The sequence below is a fragment of the Crenobacter caeni genome (assembly GCF_010435965.1).
GTDB classification, from domain to species: domain Bacteria; phylum Pseudomonadota; class Gammaproteobacteria; order Burkholderiales; family Chromobacteriaceae; genus Craterilacuibacter; species Craterilacuibacter caeni.
Genome location: NZ_JAAGAA010000002.1, coordinates 55499 through 70677, shown reverse-complemented (window position 1 = coordinate 70677; position 15179 = coordinate 55499). Strand labels below are relative to the sequence as shown.

The window sequence follows — 15179 nt, the reverse complement described above, 5'->3', positions numbered from 1 at the left end:
CCGCTTCAACGCGTTGCAGTTGCCGACACTGTCTGCCCATTTGCCTCACCCTTCTTCAGTAAATTCCAATAAACTGCGCGCAGGCGTCAGGATGCCAGCGATGGCCGGCGGGCGGGCGCGAAAATTCCCCAAATAGATAAATTACCAAGCAATAAAATGACAGATATAGGTCTCGGCCACGCCAAGACGGCCATCCTGATGGGCGAGATGACCGTCCCCCATCTGCGGGCGGTCTACCACGCTTTCGACGGGGACCTGCTGCTTGCGCTGGTGCTGGGCGAGCTCTCCCACCGCTCGCTGTCGAAACTGTTCGAGCGCAATGGCGGCGAGCACCCCGACCTCGACCAATGGCTGCGTCTGCCCGAAGATGAGCGCGCCCGCTACCTGCGCCCGTGCAACGCCTTTTCGCTGGCAGAGGCGACCGGCATCCCGCGCGAGACGGTCCGCCGCAAGGTCAAGATCCTCGTCGACAAGGGCTGGGTTCACGAGGCGCCGAACAAGCAGCTGACGATCACCGACGAGCCGGCCCGCCTGTTCGCGCCGCTCTACCTGTCCCTGAGTGAGCAGTGCACACGCATCGGGGAGGCCTTGCGTGGCGGGACGTCGTATACGCGCCCCGCCGGTGCCTATTAACCACAAAAAAGTAAAAGAAGCTGTGCATCACAAGCGCTTTTACGCCAATTAAAATATCAATACACTGACCGAAAACCTGTTGTCCTAAACAAAGGAGTTTGGTCATGTCCGTTCAACTGCCGCAAGGCGTCGAGATCCTCGCGCCCTTCACGCCCGAGTTCGAGTCCATCCTGAGCGCCGACGCGCTCGCCTTCGTCGCCAAGCTGCACCGCAAGTTCGAAGGCACCCGCCGCGAACTGCTCGCCCGCCGCGTGCTGCGCCAGGCCGAGCTGGATGCCGGCCGCCTGCCGGACTTCCTGCCGGAAACCGCCGCCGTGCGCGCAGGTGACTGGCAGATCGCGCCGCTGCCGGCCGACCTGCTGGACCGCCGCGTCGAGATCACCGGCCCGGTCGAGCGCAAGATGATGATCAACGCGCTGAACTCCGGCGCCAAGAGCTTCATGGCCGACTTCGAGGACTCCAACTGCCCGAGCTGGGAAAACCAGATCAGCGGCCAGATCAACGTGCGCGACGCGTACCGCAAGACCATCTCTTTCACCAGCCCGGAAGGCAAGCAGTACGCGCTGAACGACACCATCGCCACGCTGATCCTGCGTCCGCGCGGCTGGCACCTGATGGAAAAGCACGTCAAGGTCGACGGCGAGATCGTCTCCGGCGCCCTGTTCGACTTCGCGCTGTCGTTCTTCCACAACATCCACTACCTGGTCGGCGAAGGCCGCGCGACCTACTACTACCTGCCGAAGATGGAAAGCCATCTGGAGGCCCGCCTGTGGAACGACGTGTTCGTGTTCGCGCAGGACGAGCTGTCCGTCCCGCAAGGCACCATCAAGGCGACCGTGCTGATCGAGACCATCCTCGCCGCCTTCGAGATGGACGAGATCCTGTACGAATTGCGCGAGCACAGCTCGGGCCTGAACGCCGGCCGCTGGGACTACATCTTCAGCTGCATCAAGAAGTTCAAGAACAACAAGGACTTCTGCCTGGCCAACCGCGGCGCGATCACCATGACGGTGCCGTTCATGCGCGCCTACGCGCTGCTGCTGCTGAAGACCTGCCACAAGCGCCAGGCGCCGGCCATCGGCGGCATGGCCGCGCTGATCCCGATCAAGAACGACCCGGTTGCCAACGAGAAGGCGCTGGGCGGCGTGAAGGCCGATAAGGACCGTGACGCGGGCGACGGCTACGACGGCGGCTGGGTTGCCCACCCGGGCCTGGTGCCGGTGGCGATGGAAGCGTTCAGCGCCGTGCTGGGCGACGCGCCGAACCAGATCGGCAAGCAGCGTGACGACGTGGTGGTCAAGGCGTCCGACCTGCTGAACTTCCAGCCCGAAGCGCCGATCACCGAAGCCGGCATGAAACTCAATATCGACGTCGGCATCCAGTACCTCGGCTCGTGGATCTCCGGCAACGGCTGCGTACCGATCCACAACCTGATGGAAGACGCGGCCACCGCCGAGATCTCGCGCGCGCAGATCTGGCAATGGATCCGCTCGCCCAAGGGCGTGCTCGACGACGGCCGCAAAGTCACACAGGAGCTGTTCGCGGCCTTCCACGCCGAAGTGGTCGCCGAGCTGAAGGCGAAGCTGGGCAGCCGCTGGACCCGCCAGTACGAGGACGCCGCGCGCATGTTCGCCGAGCTGACCAGCTCGGACGACTTCGTTGAGTTCCTGACCCTGCCGGGCTACGACTACATCGACTAAGCCCTACCCCCTGCACGCGATCAGCCACCCGCAAGCGGGTGGCTTTTTTACGCACGAAAATAGCCAGCATATTGCGCTGGAATAGCCTGCACGCAATCTCCACGCGCCACTCGAATGCAATTTACAGCAATATAAAACCAATAAATATAAAAAACATGCAGCTTTAAAGCAAAGCAACCACTGCAAGCGATCATGCAGTGCAATAAGATTGCCGAAAATATCCAAACACTACCGGAGCCCGCCATGCACAAGACCACCCAAGCCCTGCTCGCCGCGCTGATCGCCACTGGCGCCGCCCTGCCCGCGGCCGCCGCCGACATGAAGTCGGTCGCCATCACCGCCATCGTCGACCACCCCGCGCTCGACGCCGCCCGCAAGGGTGTCGAGGACGAACTCAAGGCCGCCGGCTTTGTCGCCGGCAAAAACCTCAAGCTGCAGTACCAGAGCGCGCAGGGCAACACGGCGACCGCCGCGCAGATCGCGCGCAAGTTCGTCGGCGACAAGCCGGACGCCATCGTCGCCATCGCCACCCCCAGCGCGCAGGCAGCCGCCGCCGCCACCCGCTCGATCCCGGTGGTGTTCACCGCGGTGACCGACCCGGTCGCCGCCAAGCTGGTGCCGTCGTGGAAGGCCGGCGGCGGCAACGTGACCGGCGTGTCCGACAAGCTGCCGATCGGCGCGCAGGTCGACCTGATCCAGCAGGTCAAGCCGGGCGCCAAGCGGGTCGGCATGGTGTACAGCCCGGGCGAGGTGAACTCGGTGATCGTCGCGCGCGAGCTGAAGGAAGAGCTCGGCAAGCGCGGCATGACGCTGGTCGAGTCGGCCGCGCCGCGCACGGTCGACGTGGCGCCGGCGGCGAAGAACCTCGCCGGTAAGGTCGACGTGATCTACACCAGCACCGACAACAACGTCGTCTCCACTTACGAGTCGCTGGCCGCCGTCGCCGCGCAGGCCAAGCTGCCGCTGATCGCTGCCGACACCGACTCGGTCAAGCGCGGCGCGATCGCGGCGCTCGGCCAGAACTACTACGACATCGGCCGCCAGACCGGCCGCGTGGTGGTGCGCATCCTCAAGGGCGAGAAGGCCGGCGCCATCGCACCGCAAATGGGGCAGAAGCTGAGCCTGGTGGTCAACCCGGCCGCCGCGCAGAAACAGGGCGCGCCGCTATCGGCAGAACTGGCCAAGCGCGCCAGCGAAACCGTCAAGTAAGCATGCATCGCAGGCGGGGGAAGCCCCCCGCCCCAGCCGGCCGCAGAAGCCGGCACTTCCCGGAGCCATACCATGTCCATGATCGCCCTGATGGGTGCGCTGGAAATCGGCCTCGTCTTCGCGCTGGTCGCGCTGGGCGTGCTGATCTCCTTCCGCATCCTGAATTTTCCAGACCTGACCGCCGACGGCAGCTTCCCGCTGGGCGGCGCGGTCGCCGCCACACTGATCGCAGGCGGCCACGACCCGTACACCGCCTGCCTTATCGCCATGCTGGCCGGCGCCGCCGCCGGCTGGTGCACCGCGTGGCTCAACGTGCGGCTGAACATCCTGCAGCTGCTCTCCAGCATCCTGGTGATGATCGCGCTCTATTCGATCAACCTGCGCATCATGGACGCACCGAACGTGCCGCTGATCGGTGCGCCGACCGTGTTCTCGCCGCTGATCGGCGACGACTTCGAAAGCAGCTGGCTGGTGCAGCCGGCCGTGCTCGCCGCGGTGGTGATCGCCGCCAAGCTGCTGCTTGACGTGTTCTTCGCGTCGCAGGCCGGGCTCGCGATGCGCGCGACCGGCGCCAATCCGCGCATGGCGCGCGCGCAGGGCATCTCGACCGACCGCATGACGCTGGCCGGCATGGCGCTCTCCAACGCGCTGATCGCGCTGGCCGGCGCGCTCTACGTGCAGACCCAAGGCGGCGCCGACATCTCGATGGGCATCGGCACCATCGTGGTCGGCCTCGCCGCGGTCATCATCGGCGAGACACTGATCCCGGCGCGCTCGCTGTGGGTGATCACGCTGGCGACCGTACTGGGTGCGCTGCTCTACCGCGTAATGATCGCCTTCGCGCTGAACGCCGAATTCATCGGGCTGGCCGCGCAGGACCTCAACCTGGTCACCGCCTTGCTGGTCGGCTTCGCGCTGGTGCTGCCGCTTTTGAAAGCCAAGGCGAACGCCGCCCGCGGGAGGACTGCCTGATGCTCGCCGCCCACAATCTGACCAAGACCTTCAACCCGGGTACGCCGATCGAAAACCCGGTGCTGCGCGGATTGTCGCTCACCATCGAGAGCGGCCAGTTCGTCACCGTGATCGGCAGCAACGGCGCCGGCAAGTCGACCTTCCTCAACGCGATCTCGGGCGACGTGGTCCCCGATAGCGGCACGCTGGCGATCGACGGCCAGGACGTGACCCGGCTGCCGAGCTGGCAGCGCGCCGGCCTCGTCGCCCGCGTGTTCCAGGACCCGATGGCCGGCACCTGTGAGGCGCTGACCATCGAGGAGAACCTCGCGCTCGCCTGGCAGCGCGGGCAGAAGCGCGGGCTCGGCCCCGCGGTGAAGAAGGCGCAGCGCGAACTGTTCCGAGACAAGCTGTCCACCCTCAAGCTCGGCCTGGAAAACCGGCTGGCCGACCGCATGGGCCTGCTCTCCGGCGGCCAGCGCCAGGCGGTCAGCCTGCTGATGGCGTCCCTGCAGCCTTCGCGCATCCTGCTCCTGGACGAACATACCGCCGCGCTCGACCCGAAGACCGCCGCCTTCGTGCTCGAGCTGACCGACCGCATCGTGCACGAGAACAAGCTGACCACGCTGATGGTCACCCACTCGATGCGCCAGGCGCTCGACCACGGCGAGCGCACCGTGATGCTGCACCAGGGACGAGTGGTACTCGACGTGGACGGAGACGCGCGCGCGCGCATGCAGGTGGCCGACCTGTTGTCGATGTTCGAGAAGACCCGCGGCGAGACGCTGGACGACGACGCGCTGCTGCTGGGCTGAGTGCGGGCGGCAGCTTGCGCGGCTATCATGGCAAACATTGCACCTTGACCCATGGAGCATGCCATGAAGCTGTACAGCCTCGCCCTCGCCGCCCTGTTGCCGTGCGCCTCCCTGCTGGCCGAACCGGTGGTGCTCAACCTGAGCGCCAACGCTACGCGCGAAGTGGCCAACGACGAGATGGTCGCCCGCCTCTACGTGCAGGCCGACGCACAGAGCCCGGCCGCCCTCGCCCGGGAGATGGGCGGCGCGCTCGAGCGCACGCGCAAGGAGGCCGCGCGTTACCCGCAGCTCTCCTTCGCGCAGGCCGCTTACAACAGCTGGCCTGAATACGGAAAGGACAGGAAGGTGAACGGCTGGCGCGGCCGCGCCAGCGTGACGGTCAGCGGACGCGACCTGCAAGCGGCCTCCGAGCTGGTCGCACGGCTGCAGGGCTTCATGCTGATCGAAAACGTCGGCTTCCAGGTCTCGGAGACGGCACGCCGCGCCGCCCAGCAGGCGCTGATTCCCGAGGCGCTCGCCGACATCGCCGCACAGGCACGCGTGGTCGGTCACAGCCTCGGCAAGCCGCGCCAGGCGGTGCGCGAACTGACGCTGAACGGCCCGGGCAGCGGCGCGCCGATGCCGGTGTTTGCGCAGGCCAGGTTCGCCGCCGCCAACGCCGACGCAGCCGCGCCGGACCCGGTTAACTGGCAGCCGGGCGTCAGCCGCATCGGTGTCGACGCGAGCGCCCGCGTAGAACTGCAGTGACAGCCGGCACGCGCCGCGTTACAGTTAGGGCAAGGACGGCGCCAGCCGTCCTGTCCATTTCCCTGCACGCATCATGAAGCTGATTTCCTCCCCTACCAGTCCGTTCGCCCGCAAGACCCGCATCGTGCTGGCCGAGAAAAAGATCGACTGCCCCGTCGTCGAATTGTCACCGTGGGACGACGCGGAAGCCGTCGCCCGCTACAACCCGTTGGGCAAGGTCCCCGTACTCGAGCTGGACGACGGCAGCACGCTGTTCGACTCGCGCGTGATCGCCGAGTACCTCGACAGCATCTCGCCGGTCTCCCGCCTCTACCCGCAGGAGCGGCGCGCGCTGGTCGAGACCCGCCGCTGGGAAGCGCTGGCCGACGGCGTGTGCGACGCGCTGGTCGCCGCCGTTGTCGAACGGCGCCGCCCCGACGCGCAGCAGAGCGCGGCGAGCATCGAACGCCAGCTGGTGAAAGTCGAGCGCGGCCTCTCAGCGATGGCCGACGCGCTTGGCGAGCGCGTCTGGTGCAACGGCGAGGCGTACGGCATCGCCGACATTGCCTGCGGCTGCTGCCTCGACTATGTCAGCCTGCGCCTGCCCGAACTTGACTGGCGCGAACGCCATCCGGTGCTCGCCCAGCACGCGGACAAGCTCGCGGCAAGGCCGGCATTCGCCGAAACCCGGCCGGCCTGATGGACCGCTTGCGTTGCGTCAATAGCTAGCAAGCACACCTATTTTAAGCTGCGGTTTTTGGAACCGCTCCGTGTCCACGTTGACCGCCTTTGCGCCGCATCCGGCGCAGCGGCGCGCGCTCGTGCAACTGACGCTTGGCGTCTGCTGCCTTGCCGCCTCGCCGCTTCTGGTGCGCCTGTCGCACGTCGGGCCGATCGCCTCGGCCTTCTACCGCCTGCTGCTCGCCCAGCCCGTCCTCTTGTTGCTGATGTACGGCCGCCTCGCCGGGGCGCCCGTCCGCGCGCCTGACGCCGTCCGGCACCACCGGGTATGGGCGTGGGTGGCCGGCGCCTGCCTCGGCCTCAACCTGGCGCTGTGGAATTTGTCGCTGACCATGATCAGCGTCGCCAACGCCACGCTGATCGACAACCTCGCGCCGGTCTTCATCGCCCTGTTTGCCTGGCTCGCCTTCGGCGAACGCCCGGGCGCCCGGCTTGGCGCCGGCATGCTGCTCGCCGTTGGCGGCGCGTCCTTGCTCGCGCTGGGAGAAACCGGCGGCGCCAGCTCCGGCGCGGTGCTCGAAGGGCATTTGATCGCGCTGGCGGGCGCCGTGTTCTACGCCGCGTATTTTCTCGCGCTCAAGCCGGCGATGGCCGGCGGCCGCTTCGAGACGGTGATGCTGGAGAGCAGCCTCGCCGCGACGCTGACGCTGGCGCCCTTGATGCTGATCTCGGGCGAACACTGGTGGCCGCAAGGCTGGATGGCGTGGGGCATCCTGCTGATGATGGCGCTGTGCGTGCACTGCGCAGGCCAGGGCCTGGTCGGCAAGGGCTTCGCCGCCTTGCCGGCGTCTTCGGCCTCGCTGTTGCTGCTGTTGCAGCCGGTGATTTCGGCCGCGCTCGCCTGGCTGATGTTCGGCGAGGCGCTGGGCGCGCTGCAGCTGGCCGGCGCCAGCGCAGTGCTCGCCGGACTCTACTGGGCCGGTGGCGCCAGCCACGATCAGCCGCGCGGGTGATGGCGCGCATGCAAGGCGCGCAGGCGTTCGCGCGCGACATGCGTGTAGATCTGCGTGGTCGAGATGTCGGCGTGGCCGAGCAATAGCTGGACCACGCGCAGGTCGGCGCCGTGGTTGACGAGGTGGGTCGCGAACGCGTGGCGTAGCGTGTGCGGGCTGACCCCCGCGATGCCCAGCATGCCCGTATAGCGCTTGATCAAATGCCACGCCATCTGCCGCGTCATCCCGGCGCGGCGTACCGTCACGAACACTTCTTCGCAGGCGCGCCCTGACAATAGCTGCACCCGCGCGTCGGCCAGGTATAGCCCCAGCCACTGCTGGGCGGGCTCGCCCATCGGCACCAGCCGCTGCTTGTTGCCCTTGCCTATGGTCGACACCACGCCGGCGGCGAGATCGAGTTCCGACAACTGCAGGCCGACCAGTTCGGATACGCGCAGGCCGGTCGCGTACATCAATTCGAACATCGCCCGGTCGCGTAGCCCCAGCGGCGTCGCCGTATCGGGCGCCGAGAGCAGCGCGTCGACGTCCGCCTCGCTGAGCGTGCGCGGCAGCGTGCGCCTGGGCAATGGCCCTTTCAGGCGCTGCGCCGGGTCGTCGGCACGCTGCCCGCTATCGAACAGGAACAGGTAGAAACGGCGGCAGGCGGCAATCAGCCGCGCGCGGGTGGCCGGTTTTTCACCGTCCTGCGGTTGCAGGACGGCGGCCAGGTCTTCGGAGGTGGCCGTCGCCAATGCCCCCCCCTCCCCGGCCAGACGGGAGGCGAGCTTGGCGAGGTCGCGCCGGTACGCGTCAAGCGTGTTGCGCGACAGCCCGTCGGCAAGCAGCAGGTGGTCGACGAACAGGTCGATCAGGTCAAGGTCTTCGTTGTTCATGCGCGAGCAGCCAGCGCTTGACCGACAGCATGTCGCCGTCCGTCGAATGGTTGAAGCCGCCCAGCCCCCGCGCGGCGACCACCCGGTGGCAAGGAATGAAGATCGGCAGCGGGTTGTCGCCGCAGGCGGTGCCGACCGCGCGCGCGACCGAACCCACCCGCATCGCCAGCGCCTGGTAGCTGAGCACCTCGCCCGGCGGGATCTGCGCCAGCGCCTGCCACACGCGCAGGCGGAACGGCGTACCGCGCGGCGCGAGCGGCACCGTGAAGCAAAAGCGCGGATCGGCGAACCAGGCGCCCAGCTCTTCTGCGGCCCGCGCGGCGAGCGAGCCGGCGGCAGGCGCGACCAGCGGCGCGTCAGGCCTCAGGAAGTCGACGCGCAGCAGCGCGTCGTCCGTGCACACCAGCCCGAGCCGGGTGCAAGGGGTGGCGATCACCGCGTCGTAGGCGTCCATCTCGGCGCTCCTTACAGGCATGAAAAAAGCGCAAGGCATGCCTTGCGCTTCGGGTCGCGGCAGGTGAAGCGATGCTCCACCCTGCTGCATTAACCAGCCTTGCGGGCCGGCAGCTTTTCCTTGATGCGTGCGGACTTGCCGGTACGACCACGCAGGTAGTACAGCTTGGCGCGACGCACGTCACCGCGGCGCTTGACTTCGATCGAAGCCACCAGCGGGGAGTAGGTCTGGAAGGTACGCTCGACGCCTTCGCCGGCGGACAGCTTGCGCACGATGAACGAGCTGTTCAGGCCGCGGTTGCGCTTGGCGATCACCACGCCTTCGTAAGCCTGCAGACGCTCACGGTTGCCTTCCTTCACCTTCACCTGGACGATAACGGTATCGCCCGGTGCGAATTCGGGAATGGTCTTGCCCAGGCGGGCGATTTCTTCGTTTTCCAGTTGCTGGATCAGGTTCATCTTAATGCTCCGGTTTTTGGGAATCTTGTTCCTGCTGGTACTCTGCCAGCAGCCGAGACTCCTGTTTTGTAAACGGACGGCCTTCGAGCAGTTCCGGGCGACGTTGCCACGTCCTCCCCAGCGACTGCTTGAGCCGCCATTTGGCGATCAGCGCATGATTGCCGGACAGCAATACATCCGGCACCCGCATGCCCTGATACTCTTCGGGCCGCGTATAGTGCGGGCAATCGAGCAGGCCGTGGGCGAACGAATCCTCGTCCGCCGACTGGGCGTCACCCAATACCCCGGGCAGCAAACGCAGCACCGTATCCGTCAGCACCATCGCCGGCAGCTCGCCGCCGGAGAGGACGTAGTCGCCGATGGAAATTTCCTCGTCGACCTCGGTACGGATCAGCCGCTCGTCGACGCCTTCGTAGCGGCCGCACAGCAGGATCAGCCCTGGCCGTGCCGACAGCTCGACCGCCTTGCGGTGGCTAAGCTGCGTGCCCTGCGGCGACAGGTAGACCACGTGACTGTCCGCCACGCCGGCTGCGGCCTGCCGTGCGCGCGCGGCGCCGATCGCCGCGGCCAGCGGCTCGATCATCATCACCATGCCGGGGCCGCCCCCGTAAGGCCGGTCGTCGATGGTGCGGTAATTGTCGTGGGTGAAATCGCGGGGATTCCACGCCGCGAAGTCGCAGACGCCGATCTGGACTGCCCGCCGGCTGACGCCGAAACGGGTGACCGCGTCGAACATCTCCGGGAACAGCGAGATGGCGTCGATCAGCATCAGTAGTCGAGCCCCCAGTCGGCCGTCAGCCGGCCACCGGCAAGATCGACTTCGAGGACCACCTGCTCGACAAAGGGCAGCAGGCGTTCCTTGCCATGATCGTCGAGGACCAGCACGTCGTTGGCCCCGGTCTGCATCAGGTTCTTCACCTTGCCAAGGCGCTCGCCGGCCGGGTTGAACACTTCAAGGCCGATCAGGTCGGTCCAGTAGTATTCCCCCTCACCGGCTGCCGGCAACTCGGCACGGGCAACGGCGATCTCGCAACCGCGCAGCGCGTGCGCTGCGTCGCGGCCGCTGATCCCCTCGAGCTTGGCCACCAGCGCCTTGGGCTGGACGGCACCTTCCTCGAAGGTATACGCCGACCAGCTGCCATCCTTGCCCAGCCACCAGACAGGGTAGTCGAACAGGCTGTCGGCATACTCGGTATCCGCGTGGATCTTCACCCAGCCGCGGACGCCGAAGGCGCCGCTGATATAGCCCATGACCACCAGGTCTTCGCTGCGCATGGTTTCCGTCTTCAATTCAGGACGGATCAGGCAGCCGCCTTGGACTGCTCCTTGAGCAGCTTGGCGACGGAGTCGGTCACCTGGGCGCCGGTACCGATCCAGTGGTTGACGCGGTCCATTGCGAAGCGGACGCGCTCTTCCTTCTCGTTGGCGACCGGGTTGTAGAAGCCAACGCGCTCGATGAAGCGGCCGTCGCGGCGGCTGCGGGAGTCGGTTACAACGATGTTGTAGAACGGACGGTTCTTGGAACCACCGCGAGACAGACGGATCACTACCATTGTCGTTTGTCCTTGAAAAATTCGGAACGTAGAAAAGCGTGCAATTCTAGGGTAGTTTTTCCTTATCTGGCAAGCGTTTAATCCCGCCGCGCACGGCGGCGGGCGACACCTGCCACGCTATAGCGGCTTGCTGACGATGGTCAGCGCGCGGTCCTCCGGATGCGTCTGCACCTCGAAGCCCAGCCTGTGCATCAGCTTGAGCATGCCCTTGTTGGCGGCCAGCACCTCGCCGCGCATGGTGGTCAGCCCCTGTTCGCGCGCCGCGTCGAACAGCACGCCCATCAACAGCTGGCCGATCCCCTTGCCCTGCCAGTTGTCGGCGACCTCGAGCGCGAACTCGCACGAGGCCATGTCCGGGTCGGTGATGTAGCGGGCGACGGCGAGCATTTCCTCGCCCCCGCCTCGGTCGCACACCATCGCCAGCGCCATCTCGCGGTCGTAGTCAAGCTGGGTGAAACGTACCAGCATCTGCTGCGACAGCTGCTTGATGCTCGACAGGTAGCGGTTGTAGCGGCTCTCGTCGGACAGGTTGCGCACGAACGCCTGCTGCATCTGCGCGTCTTCCGGGCGGATCGGCCGGATGCGCACGCGCGTGCCGTCGGTCAGGGCGGCCTCGCTGACGCGGTGCGTCGGGTACGGCATGATCGCCATATGCCGGTAGCGCAGGGTATCGGGCTCGACCGGCTGCACGATGATGCGCGCGTCCAGCGCGAGCACGCCGTTTTCGTCGACCAAGAGCGGGTTGGCGTCCAGTTCGCGGATCTGCGGCAGTTCGCACACCATCTCCGAGACCCGCAGCAGCACCTCCTGCAACGCGTCCCGGTCGATCGCCGGCAGGTTGCGGAATGCGCCCAGCGTCTTGCCGACCCGGGTGCGCGCGACCATGCGCCCGACCAGGTAGTCGTTCAGCGGCGGCAGCGACAGCGCGTAGTCCTGCAGCACCTCGGCCGCGATGCCGCCGGCACCGAACAGCATGACCGGGCCGAAGGTCTCGTCGTGGCTGACGCCAACCATCACCTCGCGCGCGTGCCCGCGCTTCTTCATGGCTTGCACCGAAATGCCCGAGAGGCGCGCGTCCGGGCGCAGCCGGCGCACCCGCTCGACGATGCCGGCCCAGGCCTGGCGCAGGCTCGCCTCGTTGCCGATATTGAGCTCGACCCCGCCGACGTCGGACTTGTGGATGATGTCGGGCGAGTCGACCTTGAGCACCACCGGGTAGCCAATCCCGGCCGCCAGCAGGGCCGCCTCGTCCTCGTCCCGGGCCAGTTCGGTGCGGTTGACCGGCACGCCGAACGCGGCGAGCACTGCCTTGGACTCGCGCTCGGAGAGCAGGCGCCGCCCCTCGGCGAGCGCGCCGTCGATCACCGCGCGTGCGGCGGTCAGGTCGGGCGCGCGCCGCTCGCCCTCGAGCGGCCCCGGTGTCTGCAGCAGCAACTGCTGGTTCTCGTGGTAGGCCGCGAGGTTGCGGAACACCTCGATCGCGAACTCGGGCGCCCTGAAATGCGCGCACTTGTTCTTGGAAAACAGCTCGCGGCTCTCGGACACCTTGGCGTCGCCCAGCCACGACAGGAAGATGGGCTTGCCGGTCTCACGCTGCAGGCCGACCATCAGTTGGGCGGTGGTCAGGTGGTCGGTGCCGGCCTGCGGCGTGAAGACCACCAGTACGCCGTCGACGCCCGGGTCATCCAGGCAGGCCTTGACCCCGCTGCGAAAGCGCACCGGAGAGGCGTCGCCGATGATGTCGACCGGGTTGCCGCGCGACCAGTTGCGCGGCAGTACGTCGTCGAGGCGGGCGACGGTCTCGGGCGACAGGCGAGCGAGCTCGACCCCGTTGGCGCGCGCGCTGTCGGCGGCGAGCACGCCCGGGCCGATGCCGTTGGTGACGATCGCCAGCCGCCGCCCGCCGACCCGGTAGTTGGCCGCCAGCACCTTGGCCGCGGTAAACAGCTGGGCGATGGTCTGCACGCGCAGCACGCCACCGCGCGAGAGCGCGGCGTCGAACACGTCGCTGCTCTCGAGCATGTGCGGGTGCAGCGTCAGCTCGGTCGCGGCCTCGTCATCGTGGCGACCGGACTTGATCACCACCACCGGCTTGGTGCGCGCAGCCGCCCTGAGCGCGCTCATGAAACGGCGCGCGTCGTGGATATGGTGGACGTGCAGCAGGATGCCCTGCGTGAAGCTGTCGGCGACCAGATAGTCGAGGATCTCGCCGAAGTCGACGTCAAGCGCGGTACCCACCGAAATCACGCTGGAAAAGCCGATCCCCTTGCTGTCGGCCCAGTCGAGCATCGCCGTGCAGAGCGCCGACGACTGCGACACCAGCGCCAGGTTGCCCGCCTTGACCCGGCTCGTGTAGTTGGTCGCGTTGAAACCGGCAACCGGGCGCATCAGCCCGAGCACATTGGGGCCGAGCACACGGATGCCGTGTTCGCGCGCGATGGCCAGCGCCTCGGCCATCAGCTCGCGGTCGGACTCCTCGCTGTCGGAAAACTCCTTGGCCAACAGCATCGCCTGCACGCCCTTCTTGCCGCAGTCGCGCATGATCGCGGGCAATGTCCTCAAGGCGGTGGTGACGATCGCCAGTTCGATTGGCGCCTCGATCTGGCGCACCGACGCGGTCGCCGGCACGCCGCCGACCGTCTTGTGGTTGAGGTTGACCGGGTAGAGCTTGCCCTGGAAGTTGCCGGCGAGCAGGTTGGCGAACACGGCCTGGCCGACCGAGCCGGGGGTGTCGCTCGCACCGACGACGGCGACGCTGCGCGGGGAAAACAGAGGGGTCAGATAATGGGGCTTCATGGATCTATTCCGGGTAAGCGGCCGTACACACGGGCGGGCCTGGCAACGCCTGCGCCAGTCTAACCCAAAGCAATTGCCAACCGACGCCCATGGATTACACTAGCATGCACCACCGACAGGGGCCGGGTGGCGCCGGTTACGCAAACTTGTTACGCTGTAGCGTTTCCTGACGAAATATTGCACCGCAACAATCGCCACGTCGAGTCCGGCCTGCATCCGACCACGGAGTTTACGAACAAATCATGACGAACCGCGTCGTCACCCTTGCCCACTACTACACGCAACCGGAAATCCAGCAGATGGCCGACAAGGTCGGCGACAGCCTGGAATTGTCGCTGTACGCCCGCGAGGCGGAAGCCGACACCATCGTGTTCGCCGGCGTGCGCTTCATGGCCGAAACCGCCAAGATCCTCAACCCGCAAGCCCGCGTGATCCTGCCCGACGCCGGGTCGACCTGCTCGCTGGTCACCCAGACCGACGTGGCCGCGCTCAAGCGCTGGCGGGAAAGCCACCCGGACCACGTGCACGTGTCGTACATCAATTCGAGCGCACAGCACAAGGCGCTGTCCGACTGGATCGTCACCAGCCGCAACGTCGACGACATCATCGCCCACCTGTACGCCGAGGGTAAGCAGGTGATCTTCTCGCCCGACCGCAATATGGGCGCGTACCTCAACTACCAGTACGGCTACGATATGCCATTATGGTCGGCGGTGTGCGAGGTACACGACAAGTTCAACGAGGCCGCGCTGCAGGAGGCGTTCGACGCGGTGCCGGGCAGCAAGTACCTGATCGCCCACCCGGAGAGCCCGCTGCCGGTGCTGAAGAAGGCCGACTACGTCGGTTCGACCTCGGGCATGCTGAACTGGGTCAAGGCCTACCAGGGCGATGCGCGCGCGGTGATATTCGTCGCGACCGAGGACGGCATCCTCTACAACATGGGGCTGGCCCGCCCGGACCTCGACCTGCGCCAGGCGCCGATCTACGCCGGCTGCCAGTGCAACTCCTGCCCGTACATGAAAATGAACACCATCGACGCGGTCCGCCGCGCGCAGGCAGGCGAAGGCACCGAAATCGACTACCTGGGCGAGGCCGAGATGGCCGCCGCCCGCGTGCCGATCGAACGCATGCTCGAGTTCAGCCGCCACTACTACGCGTAAGGCTGCCCCGACCCCAAAGCCCTCGCCCGCGCGAGGGCTTTTTGTTGCATGCAGACGCGCGCTTCCCGCCGGGAAGCCAGACCATTGCCGCATTTTTGCGCAACCCGCTTGGGCGGCACCGCCGGCGAGGATACAATCGGACACTCGCACTAGAGGCC

16 protein-coding genes are annotated in these 15179 nt (G+C 66.8%); 9 read left to right on the top strand and 7 right to left on the bottom strand.

The genetic code is table 11. The features are described 5' to 3' along the window. Positions 1–156 precede the first annotated feature (156 nt). From GZH52_RS02320 to GZH52_RS02285, 8 genes are all read left to right on the top strand, one after another. Positions 157–633 carry a helix-turn-helix domain-containing protein gene (locus GZH52_RS02320; protein ID WP_163314904.1) on the top strand — a complete coding sequence of 159 codons (477 nt, stop codon included), beginning with the start codon at positions 157–159 and terminating at the stop codon, positions 631–633. Between the two features lie 104 nt (positions 634–737). Then, the gene (gene aceB, locus GZH52_RS02315; RefSeq protein ID WP_203525591.1) at positions 738–2333 is read left to right on the top strand and encodes a malate synthase A; all 1596 of its coding nucleotides are present in this window, start codon (positions 738–740) and stop codon (positions 2331–2333) included. 243 nt (positions 2334–2576) lie between these two features. Continuing rightward, on the top strand, positions 2577–3542 hold the full coding sequence (locus GZH52_RS02310) for an ABC transporter substrate-binding protein (protein WP_163314902.1): 966 nt from the start codon (positions 2577–2579) through the stop codon (positions 3540–3542). Positions 3543–3614: 72 nt separating this feature from the next. Next, positions 3615–4514 (top strand): ABC transporter permease, encoded by a 900-nt coding sequence (locus GZH52_RS02305; RefSeq protein WP_163314901.1) that lies wholly within the window; start codon positions 3615–3617, stop codon positions 4512–4514. Next, positions 4514–5308: an ABC transporter ATP-binding protein gene (locus GZH52_RS02300; RefSeq protein WP_163314900.1), complete on the top strand. Its 795-nt coding sequence runs from the start codon at positions 4514–4516 to the stop codon at positions 5306–5308. The genes GZH52_RS02305 and GZH52_RS02300 overlap by 1 nt, the downstream gene beginning before the upstream one ends. A gap of 63 nt (positions 5309–5371) precedes the next feature. Further along, entirely contained in the window at positions 5372–6055 is a 684-nt protein-coding gene (locus tag GZH52_RS02295) for an SIMPL domain-containing protein (protein WP_163314899.1), read from the top strand. A gap of 73 nt (positions 6056–6128) precedes the next feature. After that, positions 6129–6734, top strand: coding sequence for a glutathione S-transferase N-terminal domain-containing protein (locus GZH52_RS02290; RefSeq protein ID WP_163314898.1), 606 nt, complete (start codon positions 6129–6131; stop codon positions 6732–6734). Positions 6735–6804: 70 nt separating this feature from the next. Then, complete coding sequence (locus tag GZH52_RS02285) at positions 6805–7728, top strand: EamA family transporter (protein ID WP_163314897.1); 924 nt, start codon at positions 6805–6807, stop codon at positions 7726–7728. Here the strand turns inward: GZH52_RS02285 and xerD are convergent. The 7 genes from xerD to GZH52_RS02250 all read right to left on the bottom strand — a co-directional run bounded on the left by xerD (position 7713) and on the right by GZH52_RS02250 (position 13861). Then, the gene (gene xerD, locus GZH52_RS02280; RefSeq protein WP_163314896.1) at positions 7713–8600 is read right to left on the bottom strand and encodes a site-specific tyrosine recombinase XerD; all 888 of its coding nucleotides are present in this window, start codon (positions 8598–8600) and stop codon (positions 7713–7715) included. The two genes, GZH52_RS02285 and xerD, sit on opposite strands and share 16 nt — an antisense overlap. After that, the gene (locus GZH52_RS02275; protein WP_163314895.1) at positions 8581–9054 is read right to left on the bottom strand and encodes a methylated-DNA--[protein]-cysteine S-methyltransferase; all 474 of its coding nucleotides are present in this window, start codon (positions 9052–9054) and stop codon (positions 8581–8583) included. Before GZH52_RS02275 ends, xerD begins: the two co-directional genes overlap by 20 nt. A gap of 89 nt (positions 9055–9143) precedes the next feature. Next, positions 9144–9512 (bottom strand): 50S ribosomal protein L19, encoded by a 369-nt coding sequence (gene rplS, locus GZH52_RS02270; RefSeq protein WP_136553588.1) that lies wholly within the window; start codon positions 9510–9512, stop codon positions 9144–9146. A gap of 1 nt (position 9513) precedes the next feature. Then, positions 9514–10281, bottom strand: coding sequence for a tRNA (guanosine(37)-N1)-methyltransferase TrmD (gene trmD, locus GZH52_RS02265; RefSeq protein WP_136553586.1), 768 nt, complete (start codon positions 10279–10281; stop codon positions 9514–9516). Beyond that, positions 10281–10787: a ribosome maturation factor RimM gene (gene rimM, locus GZH52_RS02260; protein WP_163314894.1), complete on the bottom strand. Its 507-nt coding sequence runs from the start codon at positions 10785–10787 to the stop codon at positions 10281–10283. Before rimM ends, trmD begins: the two co-directional genes overlap by 1 nt. A 26-nt stretch (positions 10788–10813) precedes the next feature. Beyond that, positions 10814–11065 carry a 30S ribosomal protein S16 gene (gene rpsP / locus GZH52_RS02255; protein ID WP_136553582.1) on the bottom strand — a complete coding sequence of 84 codons (252 nt, stop codon included), beginning with the start codon at positions 11063–11065 and terminating at the stop codon, positions 10814–10816. Between the two features lie 117 nt (positions 11066–11182). Continuing rightward, on the bottom strand, positions 11183–13861 hold the full coding sequence (locus tag GZH52_RS02250) for a bifunctional acetate--CoA ligase family protein/GNAT family N-acetyltransferase (protein ID WP_163314893.1): 2679 nt from the start codon (positions 13859–13861) through the stop codon (positions 11183–11185). Between the two features lie 242 nt (positions 13862–14103). On the opposite strand from GZH52_RS02250, the gene nadA reads away from it, so the two are divergent. Beyond that, entirely contained in the window at positions 14104–15021 is a 918-nt protein-coding gene (nadA, locus tag GZH52_RS02245; RefSeq protein ID WP_163314892.1) for a quinolinate synthase NadA, read from the top strand. The last annotated feature ends 158 nt before the right edge of the window (positions 15022–15179 follow it).

Coding starts and splice junctions, on each gene's coding strand:
- xerD (WP_163314896.1), bottom strand. CDS start 8,600: ATGAACAACGAAGACCTTGACCTGATCGACCTGTTCGTCGACCACCTG.
- GZH52_RS02300 (WP_163314900.1), top strand. CDS start 4,514: ATGCTCGCCGCCCACAATCTGACCAAGACCTTCAACCCGGGTACGCCG.
- GZH52_RS02275 (WP_163314895.1), bottom strand. CDS start 9,054: ATGGACGCCTACGACGCGGTGATCGCCACCCCTTGCACCCGGCTCGGG.
- GZH52_RS02290 (WP_163314898.1), top strand. CDS start 6,129: ATGAAGCTGATTTCCTCCCCTACCAGTCCGTTCGCCCGCAAGACCCGC.
- trmD (WP_136553586.1), bottom strand. CDS start 10,281: ATGCTGATCGACGCCATCTCGCTGTTCCCGGAGATGTTCGACGCGGTC.
- rimM (WP_163314894.1), bottom strand. CDS start 10,787: ATGCGCAGCGAAGACCTGGTGGTCATGGGCTATATCAGCGGCGCCTTC.
- GZH52_RS02250 (WP_163314893.1), bottom strand. CDS start 13,861: ATGAAGCCCCATTATCTGACCCCTCTGTTTTCCCCGCGCAGCGTCGCC.
- aceB (WP_203525591.1), top strand. CDS start 738: ATGTCCGTTCAACTGCCGCAAGGCGTCGAGATCCTCGCGCCCTTCACG.
- rplS (WP_136553588.1), bottom strand. CDS start 9,512: ATGAACCTGATCCAGCAACTGGAAAACGAAGAAATCGCCCGCCTGGGC.
- GZH52_RS02310 (WP_163314902.1), top strand. CDS start 2,577: ATGCACAAGACCACCCAAGCCCTGCTCGCCGCGCTGATCGCCACTGGC.
- rpsP (WP_136553582.1), bottom strand. CDS start 11,065: ATGGTAGTGATCCGTCTGTCTCGCGGTGGTTCCAAGAACCGTCCGTTC.
- GZH52_RS02305 (WP_163314901.1), top strand. CDS start 3,615: ATGTCCATGATCGCCCTGATGGGTGCGCTGGAAATCGGCCTCGTCTTC.
- GZH52_RS02320 (WP_163314904.1), top strand. CDS start 157: ATGACAGATATAGGTCTCGGCCACGCCAAGACGGCCATCCTGATGGGC.
- GZH52_RS02295 (WP_163314899.1), top strand. CDS start 5,372: ATGAAGCTGTACAGCCTCGCCCTCGCCGCCCTGTTGCCGTGCGCCTCC.
- nadA (WP_163314892.1), top strand. CDS start 14,104: ATGACGAACCGCGTCGTCACCCTTGCCCACTACTACACGCAACCGGAA.